The sequence below is a fragment of the Leclercia sp. J807 genome (genome assembly GCF_009734465.1).
Lineage (GTDB): Bacteria > Pseudomonadota > Gammaproteobacteria > Enterobacterales > Enterobacteriaceae > Enterobacter.
Genome location: NZ_CP046446.1, coordinates 686,331 through 700,451, shown reverse-complemented (window position 1 = coordinate 700,451; position 14,121 = coordinate 686,331). Strand labels below are relative to the sequence as shown.

Sequence of the window (14,121 nt, the reverse complement as noted above, 5' to 3'; positions counted from 1 at the left end):
TTGCCGCCGGGCCAACCGCTTCCTTACTTAAAGCCCTTCTGCTCTTTGATAAGCTCGTAGGCTTTCTGAATCTCCTGCGCTTTTTGCTTCGCCATCTCCATCATCTCTGGCGGTAAACCTTTCGCCACCAGCTTATCCGGGTGATGCTCGCTCATCAGCTTACGGTAGGCGCGCTTAATGGTTGTCGGCTCATCGGTTGGCTTCACACCCAGCACGTTACAGGCATCTTCCAGGGTTGGCCCGCGCTGCGCCTGCTGCCAGCCGCCTCCACCCGCCTGCTGTTGCTGATAGCCGCCGCCAAACTGTGCGCCGCCCTGCATCATGCGCAGGAACTGATCGAACTGAGTGCGGGAAATGCCCAGCTCTTCGGCGATAACATACAGCACCTCACGTTCGTTCGGGTGGAGCGACCCATCGGCAAACGCCGCCTGGATCTGAATCTCCAGAAACATCCGAATTAAGTCGAAGCGCCCGAAGCAGATGCTGCGAAACTGACGCATTTTTTCGCGCAGAGGATAGTTATCCGCCTTACCGATACGAAATGCGTTTTGTGCGGCCGCCCGGGAGTCACCGTGCAGGTTCATGCGATCCATAAACTGGCTGGCGACATGGATGTCGGCCTCGGTGACACGCCCTTTCGACTTGGTCAGATGGCCCATTACCTCGAAGGTGGTCGCAAAAAAAAGCGCCTGGCGTTCACGCTGGTTAGCGAACCAGGCCATCTTGCGACTGCGCGCTTTATCAAACATATGGCCGATAAGCAGCCCCAGAACGATACCCCAGAAGCCCGCGCCCATCAGTAAAGCGAACGCTACGCCGATAATTTTTCCCCAATACTGCATATACTCCCCAAATGGTGATCGATTTGATCCAGCGCAACGCCATCATTCCGGTGGCCTGGCCACGGTCAAGTGAAGGACATCGCCTATAATTTGCATTATCATACTCGTCATTCAATAACGAGCCTATCACCATGGCTCGTTTACGGGCAGGATTAACGCTGGCACTGTGATGATGAGTAAGATAGTCTCTGACCGTTTGCCAGCGATAAGCCACTGATGACGGAACAATAAATAAAACGTATGAAAAAACGTATCCCCACCCTTCTGGCCACGATGATAGCTACGGCTCTGTACAGTCAACAGGGTCTGGCAGCCGATCTCGCCTCGCAATGTATGCTGGGTATCCCCAGCTATGATCGCCCGCTGGTACAGGGTGATACGAACACGCTACCGGTTACCATCACCGCTGACAACGCAAAAGGGAATTATCCTGACGACGCCCTGTTTAGCGGGAATGTGGATATTAACCAGGGCAACAGCCGCTTGCAGGCCGATGAAGTGCAGTTGCACCAGAAACAGCCAGAAGGCGCAGCCGAACCGGTACGTACGGTCGATGCGCTGGGTAATGTGCACTATGACGATAATCAGGTCATCCTGAAAGGTCCGAAAGCCTGGTCGAACCTGAATACCAAAGACACTAACGTCTGGGAAGGTGATTACCAGATGGTTGGCCGCCAGGGTCGCGGTAAAGCGGACCTGATGAAACAGCGCGGTGAAAACCGCTACACCATTCTGGAAAACGGGACCTTTACCTCCTGTCTGCCAGGCTCGGATACCTGGAGCGTGGTAGGTAGCGAAGTGATCCACGACCGCGAAGAGCAGGTTGCGGAGATCTGGAACGCCCGCTTTAAGCTCGGCCCGGTGCCGGTCTTCTATAGCCCCTATCTGCAACTGCCCGTGGGCGATAAACGTCGCTCCGGCTTCCTGATCCCGAACGCCCAGTACAGCACCTCAAACTACTTTGAGTTTTACCTGCCGTACTACTGGAACATCGCGCCCAACATGGACGCCACGATCACGCCGCACTATATCCACAAGCGCGGCAACATCATGTGGGAGAACGAGTTCCGCTACCTGACGCAGGCGGGTTCGGGTCTGATGGAGCTGGACTATCTGCCATCGGATAAAGTGTATGAGGATGATCCAAGAAATACCTCCGGGGATAATCGCCATCGCTGGTTGTACTACTGGCAGCACTCGGGCGTAATGGATCAGGTGTGGCGTTTCAATGTCGACTACACCAAAGTCAGCGACTCGAGCTATTTTAACGACTTTACGTCTAAATACGGCTCAAGTACCGATGGCTACGCCACGCAGAAATTCAGCGCAGGCTATGTAGTACGGAATTTTGACGCGACCGTTTCAACCAAACAGTTCCAGGTCTTTAGCGACCAAACGCAAAGCACCTATGCTGCAGAGCCACAGCTTGATGTTAACTGGTACCAGAATAATGTGGGTCCTTTTGACACCCGGGTCTACGCCCAGGCGGTGCATTTCGTCAATACCGACTCTGACATGCCTGAAGCGACGCGTCTGCACCTTGAGCCAACGATTAACCTGCCCGTTTCAAACGACTGGGCCAGCCTCGATACCGAAGTGAAGCTGATGGCGACCCACTATCAGCAGGATAATCTGGAAACGTACAATGCCAACCATGGCACGCGTCTGGAAGATTCCGTTAACCGCGTGCTGCCGCAGTTTAAAGTGGACGGCAAGCTCGTCTTCGAGCGCGACATGAACTGGAGCGAGGGCTATACCCAGACGCTGGAGCCGCGCGCCCAGTATCTCTATGTGCCTTACCGCGATCAGAGCAATATCCAGAACTATGACTCTTCATTCCTGCAATCTGATTACAGCGGCCTGTTCCGCGACCGTACTTACGGTGGCCTGGACCGTATTGCATCGGCCAACCAGGTGACTACTGGGGTCACAACGCGTATTTATGATGATGCTGCAGTTGAACGTTTTAATGCTTCTGTGGGTCAAATCTACTACTTCACCGAAGCACGTACCGGTGATGACAATATCCAGTGGGAAAAGGACGACAAAAAAGGATCGCTGGTATGGGCCGGAGATACTTACTGGCGCATAACCGATCGTTGGGGTCTGCGCAGCGGCGTGCAATATGATACGCGACTGAACAATGTTGCCACCGGTAGCGGTTCAATCGAATACCGTCGTGATGCGGACCGAATGGTACAGCTTAGCTATCGTTACGCCAGCCCGGAATATATCCAGGCGACGTTACCTAACTTTGCCACGTCCGAACAAACGAAAGAGGGCATTTCGCAGGTGGGAGGCATCGCAAGCTGGCCAATTGCCGATCGTTGGTCGGTGGTGGGAGCCTACTACTTCGATACCAACCAGAATAAGTCTGCAGATCAGATGCTGGGTGTGCAGTACAACTCCTGCTGCTACGCGATTCGCGTTGGATACGAACGTAAGCTTAACGGCTGGGATCCAGACAAAAATCAGAGCGAGTACGATAATGTCATCGGCTTTAACATCGAACTGCGCGGTCTGAGTTCCAACTATGGTCTGGGTACTCAGCAGATGCTGCGCTCACCGATTCTGCCGTACCGTAGTTCATTGTGATGTACTTGATTTAACACGTAATCCGCTTTGCGGTTAATTGATATGGAAAAAGTATGAAGAACTGGAAAACGCTGCTGCTCGGTATCGCTATGGTCGCGAATACCAGCTTCGCGGCCCCACAGGTTGTCGACAAAGTCGCTGCCGTTGTGAACAACGGTGTGGTACTTGAGAGCGACGTTGATGGTTTAATGCAGTCTGTGAAGCTCAACGCGGGTCAGGCAGGTCAGCAACTTCCGGATGATTCCACGCTGCGTCATCAGATCCTGGAGCGTTTGATCATGGATCAAATCGTTCTGCAGATGGGTCAGAAGATGGGTGTGAAGATCTCTGATGAGCAGCTCGATCAGGCTATCGCCAACATTGCGAAGCAGAACAATATGACCCCGGACCAGATGCGCAGCCGTCTGGCCTATGACGGCATCAACTATTCGACCTACCGTAATCAGATCCGTAGAGAGATGCTGATTTCAGAAGTGCGCAATAACGAAGTGCGTCGCCGTGTCACCATCCTGCCGCAGGAAGTAGACGCCCTGGCCAAACAGGTCGGCAATCAGAACGATGCCAGCACCGAACTGAACCTGAGCCACATCCTGATCCCACTGTCAGAAAACCCATCCTCTGACCAGGTGGCCGAGGCGGAAAGCCAGGCACGTTCCATCGTCGATCAGGCACGTAACGGTGGTGATTTCGGTAAACTGGCGATCACCTATTCCGCTGACCAGCAGGCGCTGAAAGGCGGCCAGATGGGCTGGGGTCGTATTCAGGAGCTGCCTTCTATCTTTGCCCAGGCGCTGAGTACGGCGAAGAAAGGCGATATTGTGGGGCCAATCCGTTCCGGCGTGGGCTTCCATATTCTGAAAGTGAACGATCTGCGCGGTCAGAGCAAGAGCATCTCCGTGACGGAAGTTCATGCCCGTCACATTCTGCTGAAAACCTCCCCGATCATGTCTGATACGCAGGCGCGGACCAAACTGGAGCAAATCGCCGCCGATATTCGCAGCGGTAAAACCTCCTTCGCCAACGCCGCGAAAGAGTTCTCTCAGGATCCAGGTTCCGCGAATCAGGGCGGCGATCTGGGCTGGGCGGCTGCGGATATTTACGATCCGGCCTTCCGCGATGCGCTGATGAGAATGAACAAAGGTCAGATGAGCGAACCGGTTCATTCCACCTTCGGCTGGCACCTCATTGAGCTGCTGGATACCCGCAATGTGGATAAAACCGATGCGGCGCAAAAAGATCGTGCGTACCGTATGCTGTTCAACCGTAAGTTCTCTGAAGAAGCCGCGACCTGGATGCAGGAACAACGCGCCAGCGCCTACGTCAAAGTCCTGAGCAACTAATGAAACAACATCGTGTTGTCATCACTCCCGGCGAACCCGCCGGGATTGGTCCCGACCTGGTCGTTCAGCTTGCCCAGCGTAGCTGGCCGGTCGAACTGGTGATCTGCGCCGATGCCAGCGTGCTCGAAGCGCGGGCGAAACAGCTTAATCTCCCGCTCACGCTTCTGCCGTATCAGGCAGAAAACGCTCCCCTTCCCCAGCAAGCAGGCACCTTAACGCTGCTACCTGTCCCGCTACGCACACCGGTTATCCCTAGCCAGTTGAGCACCGAAAATGGCCATTACGTGGTGGAGACGCTGGCGCGCGCCTGCGATGGCTGTCTGAGCGGGGAGTTTGCCGCGCTGATCACCGGCCCGGTCCATAAAGGGGTGATCAACGATGCCGGCGTGGCCTTTACCGGTCATACCGAGTTTTTTGAAGAGCGCTCGCACAGCGCAAAAGTGGTGATGATGCTGGCAACCGAGGAGCTGCGCGTTGCGCTGGCGACCACGCACCTGCCCATCAAAGCCATTTCTGACGCCATTACGCCGGATCTGCTGCACGACGTCATTACCATCCTGCACCACGATTTACGCACCAAGTTCGGTATTGCCGATCCGCACGTGCTGGTATGCGGCCTGAATCCCCACGCGGGTGAAGGCGGCCATATGGGTATGGAAGAGATCGACACCATCATTCCGGTGCTGGAAGAGATGCGCGCGAAAGGCATGAATCTCAGCGGGCCGCTGCCTGCCGATACCCTGTTTCAACCGAAATACCTCGATCATGCAGACGCCGTGCTGGCGATGTACCACGATCAGGGCCTTCCCGTGCTAAAATACCAGGGATTTGGCCGCGGGGTGAATATTACCCTCGGTTTACCCTTTATTCGCACTTCTGTTGACCACGGTACTGCGCTCGATTTAGCAGGCCAGGGAAAAGCAGATGTCGGCAGTTTTATTACGGCGCTTAATCTCGCCATCAAAATGATTGTTAATACTCAATGAATAATCGCGTCCACCAGGGCCATTTAGCCCGTAAACGTTTCGGGCAAAACTTCCTAAACGATCAGTTTGTGATCGAAAGTATTGTTTCGGCTATCAACCCACAGAAAGGCCAGGCGATGGTCGAGATCGGGCCGGGTCTGGCTGCATTGACCGAGCCGGTTGGCGAGCGTCTGGATCAACTGACCGTTATCGAACTGGATCGCGATCTGGCAGCACGCCTGCAGACGCACCCGTTCCTCGGGCCGAAACTGACTATTTATCAGCAGGATGCTATGACCATGAACTTTGGCGAACTGTCGGAGAAAATGGGCCAGCCGCTGCGCGTCTTCGGCAACCTGCCGTATAACATCTCCACGCCGCTGATGTTCCACCTGTTTAGCTATACTGATGCCATTGCTGACATGCACTTCATGTTGCAAAAAGAGGTCGTTAATCGACTGGTTGCAGGGCCGAACAGTAAAGCGTATGGTCGTTTAAGCGTGATGGCACAGTACTACTGTAACGTGATCCCGGTACTCGAAGTACCGCCATCGGCGTTTACGCCGCCGCCAAAAGTTGACTCAGCGGTTGTGCGCCTGGTGCCGCATAAAACGAAGCCGTATCCGGTCAACGATCTGCGCGTGCTGAGCCGCATCACCACCGAAGCCTTTAACCAGCGTCGTAAAACGATTCGTAACAGCCTTGGCAATCTGTTTACTGTTGAAGTGTTAGCTCAGTTGGGTATCGACCCGGCGATGCGCGCGGAGAACATTTCCGTAGAGCAGTACTGCAAGCTGGCTAACTACATCAGCGAAAATGCGCCGCCGAAGGAGAGCTAAGCCATGATTAATTCGCCCCGCGTATGTGTTCAGGTGCAAAGCCTTTACATCGAGTCTCAATCCACACCGGATGAAGAACGTTTTGTTTTTGCTTACACCGTGACCATTCGCAATCTCGGGCGAACCCCTGTCCAGCTGCTGGGGCGTTACTGGCTTATCACTAACGGCAATGGCCGTGAAATTGAAGTGCAGGGCGAAGGTGTGGTGGGTGAACAGCCGCACATTGCGCCCGGCGAAGAGTATCAGTATACCAGCGGCGCGGTGATCGAGACGCCGCTGGGAACCATGCAGGGCCATTATGAAATGGTCGATACCGAGGGCAATGCATTCCGCGTTGCCATTCCTGTTTTCCGTCTGGCTGTACCAACACTCATTCACTAAACATGTCTACATATCTCATTGGCGACGTTCACGGTTGCTACGATGAACTGATCGCCTTGCTAAAGCAGGTGGATTTTACCCCAGGTACAGACACGCTGTGGCTCACGGGCGATCTCGTTGCCCGCGGCCCTGGCTCGCTGGAAGTCCTGCGCTATGTCAAATCGCTGGGCGACAGCGTGCGGATCGTCCTCGGCAACCACGACCTGCATCTGCTGGCGGTCTACGCCGGGATCAGCCGCAATAAACCGAAAGACAGGATCACCCCGTTGCTGGATGCGCCCGACGCCGATGAGCTGATTAACTGGCTGCGTCGCCAGCCGCTGCTGCAGATCGACGAAGAGAAAAAACTGGTGATGGCGCACGCGGGCATTACCCCGCAGTGGGATCTGCAAACCGCCAAAGAGTGTGCCCGGGACGTCGAAGCGGTGCTCGCCAGCGACTCTTACCCATTTTTCCTCGATGCGATGTATGGCGACATGCCCAACAACTGGAGCATGGAGCTCAGCGGCGTTGCGCGTCTGCGTTTTATCACGAACGCCTTCACCCGCATGCGCTACTGTTTCCCGAATGGTCAGCTGGATATGTACTGCAAGGATGTGCCAGAAAACGCGCCGACGCCGCTCAAGCCGTGGTTTGCGATCCCTGGCCCGGTAACGGAGCAGTACAGTGTCGTCTTTGGCCACTGGGCATCGCTGGAAGGGAAAGGCACGCCTGAAGGCATTTATGGGCTGGATACGGGGTGCTGCTGGGGGGGAGAACTCACCTGTTTGCGCTGGGAAGATAAAGCCTGGTTTATGCAGCCTTCGAACCGGCACCTGGATTTAGATGAAAACGAAGCAGTCGCATCGTAAAAGAGCACTGCACCTCTCCCGGCGGGAAAGGTGCAGTAACCACATTAGCGGCGTTCAAGGATCTCGAAGCAGTAGCTATGGGAGTTTTGCGCATCCGCATCGTGGAATTCGCTGAACACCGATTCCCACTCGTCAGGATCGTAGTCCGGGAAATGGGTATCCCCTTCCACTTCAGCATCAATGTGGGTCAGATATAATTTCTGCGCTTTCGGCAGGAATTGCTCATAGATACGACCCCCGCCAATCACCATAATCTCTTCAGCATCGCCGCAGGCAGCAATGGCTTCGTCAATGGATTTAACCCACTCAACACGATCGTCCGTGCCGGGCTGGCTGCTTATTACGATGTTTTTACGGCCCGGCAACGGGCGCCCGATTGACTCCCAAGTCAGGCGACCCATTACTACCGGCTTGTTCAACGTTGTACGTTTAAACCACGCGAGATCGGCAGGCAGATTCCACGGCATGGCATTTTCCATACCAATCACGCGATCTACCGCAAGCGCCGCAATCAGACTGATCATTGATTATTTCCCGGATGCAAAAAATTGCCGCCACTATACGGAAAGCTTAATCTTTCGTCGACTGGCGGCAGAGTAAAGAACAGGAAATTTTTTATATTTGCTGGCAACCCCTCTTCACGCCACAGGTTTACTCTCCGGCTCATCCTGCGGATCGCCGGTATGCTTACCCTCTTCCGTTCCCTGCCAGCCATGACGCTGGGTCAGCGAGAGGTGATTACGATCCTCATTGATGATCTCGGTCAGCATGGCACTGGTGCGTTTAACGACCGCCGCACGTGATGTGGCATCGTTTTCCGCCATTTCAGCCATCTCCTCCAGCATCTCAATATTAAAGCGACGGAACAGATCGGCCCGCTCCCGGGCTTCATATGCCCCGAGCCCGAGACTCTCCAGCGCCAGCCGTCCGGATTTGAGCGCCCCTTCAAAGGTTTCACGCTCCGGGGCATCGACACCCGTCTGACGCAGCTTGATGTAGTGATCGATATCGCGTGCGCGGGAGATGATTTTCAGATGCGGGAAATGGGTCTTAGCCAGCTCAACCAGCTGCAGGCTGTTCTTCGGATCGTCTATCGCGTTGATCAACACTTCGGCCTTGTGCGCCCCGGCGGATTCCAGCAGGTCCACGCGAGTGGCGTCGCCGTAAAAGACCTTCATATCAAACTTACGCAAGGTTTCAATATGATCGGGATCATGATCGAGGATGACCATTTTTACCCCACTGGAGAGCAACAAACGGCCCGCAATCTGACCGAAGCGACCAAACCCGGCGATAATGACCCGCGGTTGCTCTTCATCAATTTCATCAGCCTCGTGCTGTTGACCACTGTTGGCAGCGTCGAGACGGGTCAACACCACCAGCAGCAACGGAGTCACCGCCATTGACAGCGCCACAGCCAGCGTCAGCGCCTTCGCCCATTCGGGATCGAGCACGTTCGCCATGTTTGCCGCGCCAAACACCACAAACGCAAACTCACTCCCCTGCCCCAGCAGCACTGCAAACCAGCGCCGCTGTTTCGCAGGAACCTTCAGCGGGCGAGCCACCAGCCAGAGCATGAGCATTTTAATGGCCAGGAAGCCCACCAGCAGGATCGCGATACGCAGCGGATGGGTGACTAACGTCCCGAAATCAACGGACATCCCTACGCCAATAAAGAACAGCCCCAGCAGCAGCCCCTTAAAGGGCTCGATATCGCTTTCCAGGGCGTGGCGGTACTCAGAGCTCGCCAGCAGAACACCCGCCAGAAATGCCCCCATCGCCATGGAGAGCCCGGCCTCTTCCAGCATCAGGCCAAAGCCGAAAACCAGAAACAGGGCTACGGCGCTGAACACTTCGCGCAGGCCGGAGCGGGCAACAAAACGCAGCAACGGTCGACTGACGTAACGCCCAAGCAGCACTACCAGCGCCAGCGCCCCGACCACTTTCAAGGCCGAAAGAGCAAAGGCGCCCAGGGTAGTTGACGCTCCGGAAGCGGCCAGCAGCGGGATCATCGCCACCAACGGAATGGCAGCGATATCCTGAAACAGCAGCACCGAGAAGGCGCTGCGTCCCATCTGTGAAACCGTCAGGTTGCGTTCATTCATGGCCTGCATGGCGATCGCCGTGGATGAGAGCGCCAGCGTCATGCCGATCAGCTCCGCCACTTTCCAGTCCATGCCCAGCAGGATGCAGAACCCGCCCAGCAGCAGACCGCAGGCCAGCATCTGCAATGCCCCGCCGCCAAATACCGAGGCGCGCAATTTCCACAGGCGACGCGGATCCAGTTCGAGGCCGATGACAAAGAGCATCAGCACCACGCCAATTTCCGCAAAGTGCAGAATCGACTCGGCATCGGTGACCAGCCGGAATCCCCACGGGCCAATGACGCAGCCGGCAATCAGATAGCCCAGCACCGACCCCAGCCCCAGACGTACCGCAACCGGCACAATCAGCGCCGCGGCGCCCAAATAGATCAGCGCCTGAATCAGCGTATGGCTATCCATGGTGCGCCTCCTGCCAGTCGAGTAAACGTTGTTTGTAGTGGCGCGCCTGCGCCTGAAGGGTTTCGTCGTCGCAAACGAAGGTGCAGTGCATAGCAAATGGGGGAAGCCAGTTGAGTCCACAATAGAGCGCTGTCGCCTGCAGCGGCTGCGCCAGTACCTCAAAACCGGGGAAAGAACCGATATCAAAATGGCTTTCGCCGCCACCGGTGGTCACCGCCCACAGCAGGCTTTTACCCTTGAGCGCTCTGCCGTTATGACCGTACGCCCAGCCGTGCGAGAAGACTTTATCGATCCACAGTTTCAACAACGGAGGTGTGCTGTACCACTGCATCGGATGCTGCCAGACGATGAGATCGGCCCTGGAGATAGCCTCCTGCTCTGCAGCGATATCAATATTAAAGTCAGGATAGAGTTGATAGAGCGAGCGGATCTCTATACCCTCCAGCGTCTTTATTTGTTCAAGCATTCGCTTATTCGCATGCGAATGATGTGGATAAGGATGGGCGTAAATAATGAGTATCATGATTAACCTGGGCAAACTCCTTTCTTGTTGTGACTGTCAGTGTAGTCAGGAAAGCGAAGCGTTTGAAGGGCTCAGTCCCGCCGCCAGGCTTAACAGCAAGGATTGGCAAACCGTGCTTCAACTCATTATAGATTCCAGCAAATAAATCACACAAAACAATAATATTCAGAAAACACATTCAGTAAACACAAAGAATAAATAAAAAATAATAATTAAGTCGTTTTTAATTCAATATTTAAAATGAATTGATGTACAGAAAAGTCTTTAGAATTAATAATTTCGGTTTTAAGTTTATTTTTTTTCTTTAAAATCAATTATTTACATTAAATGCACTCGCTATTAAGATATTCTTTCTTTTTAATCCCAAAAGGATGTGGCAATGAACAATAGAGTTGGCAAATTAAATCCCATAACAAAATCAATATATCGAATATTTCCTGTTTTTTTTATTCTCTCCCCATTAATGGTATCTGCTTCAGTCATTAGTGAATCGACCACAGAAAACCAGTTTTTTTCAAAAGACCCTTCTTATACTATCAACCAAGGTGTCACTATTTCGTCACTTACGTCTACCCCAGCAGTAACGATAAGTGGCGGTGACACCTCAAGTATTGAAAATTATGGAACGATTGCCGGCCTCGGAGACGGCATTTTAATCGAATCAATGAAACAGGGTTCTCTACTGGAAAATAAAGCAGGTGCAAGCATTACTTCCAGTGAGGGCAACGCTGTCACCGTTAATCTCATGGGCGGAACTTTTAACAACTCAGGCAGTATTATCGGTAAAAATAATGGCATCTTAGTCAGCGATGAAGCATCAACTTTCATCATGAACAACGATGGTCTCATTGAAGGCGACAATGCTCTTTCCTCTGGCGTAACTATTACTTTAACAAATGAAGGCACATTCAAAGGTAACCAGGGCAGCGGCATCAAGTTATGGAGTGCCGGGAATAGTTTTCTAACAAACCGTGGAACTATTGAAGGCTCAGCCAATGGCATCTTTGTAACCGAAAATGCAAAAGCGGTTATTAACAACAGTGGTATCCTGGGGGGTCAGGAAAGCGCTGTCTATTTCGGTAGTACAAAAAATAATACCTTGATTCTCGATACCGGCTCAGAGCTTATCGGAGATGTATTTTCAACTGCGTCAAAAGGCAACACGCTTGTTTTGAACGGTGAAGGTAAGGAGGACAGCAATTTCATTGGTGTTAATAAAGATGATGGCTTCGCCTCTCTCACCATGTCTGGTACCGCATGGGAATTGACCGGTAATCTGGATATCATCGGTACAAATGATTCAATTCAAGTTGATACCGGTAAGCTTATTCTTGCAGGAGATGTCAACATCGCCGGTAATACCCTTATCGCTGATGGTGCCACTCTGCAATTAGGTAACGGCGAAAAAACCGGCACGTTAAGCGGAACGCTGACTAACAACGGGGCGCTGGAATTCAACCAGGCTGCTGACTTCACCTTTGCAACTGATATTACCGGCACAGGCAGTGTCATCAAAACTGATGCTAACATCCTGACCCTGACCGGCAACAACAGCTACACCGGCAATACGCTACTGAGCAGCGGCACCACGCTGGTGGCCGAGGGCGCAACCCTGGGCAGTGCAGGCAACACGGCCACCATTACCGTTGACGACGGCGCAACTTTCGCCAGCGCAGGCATTGTTAATAACAATATCGATATCCTGAGCGGCGGCGTGCTGGCCTCATGGAATGCCGTAGCCGGTAACAACGCGACCAGTTCCCCGACGGCTAACACCATCAACGGCAACGTTACCAACAGCGGCACGCTGCAAATTAGCGGCCTCAACAATTACGTGGGTAATAACTTCACCATCAACGGCGATTACACCGGCGTGAGCGGCAGCAAGCTCGTAATGAATAGCATCCTCGGTGATGACAGTTCAAGTACCGATCACCTGACTATCACTGGCAATAGCGCTGGCGCATCCGGCATTCAACTCAGCAACATTGGTGGCCTCGGCGCGCAAACCGTTAACGGAATCGAGATTATCAGCGTGGGAGGCAATTCCGAGGCGACATTTACCTTAGCTAAACCTGCCGTTGTAGGCGCCTGGGAATATAACCTGAACCAGAAGAGTGATGGCAACTGGTATCTGGAATCCAAAACCCCACCTTCCGACGACAACCAGGACGGTGGAGACGACAACAATGACAACGGCGGTGATAACGGCGGCAACGGCGACAACGGTGACAACGGCGACAACGGCGACAACGGCGGCAATGGCGGCAACAACGATAATGGCGGGGATAATACGCCTGACGTTCCAGAGGTGATGGCGCCGGAAGTCGGTGCTTACCTATGTAACTATCTTGCCGCTCAGAATATGTTCCTGCATAAACGTGACGACCGCGATCAGCTGACCCTGCGCAATGGCGAGGATCTGAATACCTGGATGTATGTCAAAGGCCGTTATCACGATAACGATATCGCTGGCGGCAAAGTGAACTACGACACGACCGAACTCGTTATGCAGGTCGGTAGTGATTTTATCAGTAAGCAGATGGATCAAGGGGTGCTGCACGCCGGGATGATGTTCGGTGCAGGTCAGGCGAAAACCGACTCCACAGCACGCTACAACTCCCGTAGCGCGCAGGGTAAAGTCGATGGTGTGAACGTCGGGCTGTACGCTACCTGGCAGGAAGATCCGGCATTACGCACAGGCAACTATATCGATACCTGGACCGCGTTTAGCTGGTATCACAATACGGTGAATGGCGATAAGCGCAGCAGCGAATCCTATGACAGCAACGGTTTCGCCGCGTCAATCGAAATGGGCCATGCCTGGGTGGTTGCCTCTGAGAACGAAAGAACCTGGAAAATCGAGCCGCAAATCCAGGCTATCTATAGCTATCTGGATCAGGAAAATCATAAGGATGCCGATGGCGTACGGATCTCCACCCTTGATAATGACGGCGTACTTGGCCGCGTAGGGGTGAAAACCAGCTACTTTGACCAGAAAGATGTGCAGGCGTGGCAGCCTTACGTCGCGGTCAACTGGCTGAAAGGCGCCGGACAGAACGACATCGCCTTTAACGGCGAAGCGTTCAGCAACGATACGCCGGACGATCGGGCGCAGCTGGAGCTGGGCGTAACAGGCAAGCTGAATGAAACCACTCTGATTTCACTGCGTGCCAGCGGCGAATGGGGTGAAAACAGCTACGACGCCTATGGCGGTCATATCCTGTTAAATCACCGCTGGTAATCCTGTTACCGCAATAACCGATGCAGTGGCGCAGGCC

Annotated in this window: 11 protein-coding genes; 7 read left to right on the top strand and 4 right to left on the bottom strand. The window is 53.7% G+C overall.

What is annotated here, in order from left to right; all coding sequences use genetic code 11:
* Positions 1-23: 23 nt before the first annotated feature.
* On the bottom strand, positions 24-842 hold the full coding sequence (djlA, locus tag GNG26_RS03280; protein WP_103178240.1) for a co-chaperone DjlA: 819 nt from the start codon (positions 840-842) through the stop codon (positions 24-26).
* A 240-nt stretch (positions 843-1,082) separates the two neighbouring features.
* On the opposite strand from djlA, the gene lptD reads away from it, so the two are divergent.
* Genes lptD through apaH form a run of 6 tightly spaced genes read left to right on the top strand, consistent with a single transcriptional unit; the run spans position 1,083 to position 7,813 of the window.
* Positions 1,083-3,437 carry an LPS assembly protein LptD gene (gene lptD, locus GNG26_RS03275; RefSeq protein WP_156237793.1) on the top strand — a complete coding sequence of 785 codons (2,355 nt, stop codon included), beginning with the start codon at positions 1,083-1,085 and terminating at the stop codon, positions 3,435-3,437.
* A 53-nt stretch (positions 3,438-3,490) separates the two neighbouring features.
* Entirely contained in the window at positions 3,491-4,777 is a 1,287-nt protein-coding gene (gene surA / locus GNG26_RS03270; protein WP_103823220.1) for a peptidylprolyl isomerase SurA, read from the top strand.
* The gene (gene pdxA, locus GNG26_RS03265) at positions 4,777-5,763 is read left to right on the top strand and encodes a 4-hydroxythreonine-4-phosphate dehydrogenase PdxA (protein ID WP_156237791.1); all 987 of its coding nucleotides are present in this window, start codon (positions 4,777-4,779) and stop codon (positions 5,761-5,763) included. The genes surA and pdxA overlap by 1 nt, the downstream gene beginning before the upstream one ends.
* Positions 5,760-6,581 carry a 16S rRNA (adenine(1518)-N(6)/adenine(1519)-N(6))-dimethyltransferase RsmA gene (gene rsmA / locus GNG26_RS03260; RefSeq protein ID WP_103823219.1) on the top strand — a complete coding sequence of 274 codons (822 nt, stop codon included), beginning with the start codon at positions 5,760-5,762 and terminating at the stop codon, positions 6,579-6,581. Before pdxA ends, rsmA begins: the two co-directional genes overlap by 4 nt.
* A gap of 3 nt (positions 6,582-6,584) precedes the next feature.
* Complete coding sequence (gene apaG, locus GNG26_RS03255) at positions 6,585-6,962, top strand: Co2+/Mg2+ efflux protein ApaG (protein ID WP_103178235.1); 378 nt, start codon at positions 6,585-6,587, stop codon at positions 6,960-6,962.
* Between the two features lie 2 nt (positions 6,963-6,964).
* Positions 6,965-7,813 (top strand): bis(5'-nucleosyl)-tetraphosphatase (symmetrical) ApaH, encoded by an 849-nt coding sequence (apaH, locus tag GNG26_RS03250; RefSeq protein WP_103823218.1) that lies wholly within the window; start codon positions 6,965-6,967, stop codon positions 7,811-7,813.
* A 44-nt stretch (positions 7,814-7,857) separates the two neighbouring features.
* Here apaH and folA read toward each other — a convergent pair whose 3' ends face one another.
* The 3 genes from folA to kefF form a co-directional block, all read right to left on the bottom strand.
* Complete coding sequence (gene folA, locus GNG26_RS03245) at positions 7,858-8,337, bottom strand: type 3 dihydrofolate reductase (RefSeq protein WP_103178233.1); 480 nt, start codon at positions 8,335-8,337, stop codon at positions 7,858-7,860.
* Positions 8,338-8,451: 114 nt separating this feature from the next.
* The gene (kefC, locus tag GNG26_RS03240) at positions 8,452-10,317 is read right to left on the bottom strand and encodes a glutathione-regulated potassium-efflux system protein KefC (protein WP_103823216.1); all 1,866 of its coding nucleotides are present in this window, start codon (positions 10,315-10,317) and stop codon (positions 8,452-8,454) included.
* Positions 10,310-10,840, bottom strand: coding sequence for a glutathione-regulated potassium-efflux system oxidoreductase KefF (kefF, locus tag GNG26_RS03235; RefSeq protein ID WP_156237789.1), 531 nt, complete (start codon positions 10,838-10,840; stop codon positions 10,310-10,312). Before kefF ends, kefC begins: the two co-directional genes overlap by 8 nt.
* Before the next feature lie 379 nt (positions 10,841-11,219).
* On the opposite strand from kefF, the gene GNG26_RS03230 reads away from it, so the two are divergent.
* Complete coding sequence (locus tag GNG26_RS03230; RefSeq protein ID WP_156237787.1) at positions 11,220-14,084, top strand: autotransporter outer membrane beta-barrel domain-containing protein; 2,865 nt, start codon at positions 11,220-11,222, stop codon at positions 14,082-14,084.
* Positions 14,085-14,121 lie beyond the last annotated feature (37 nt).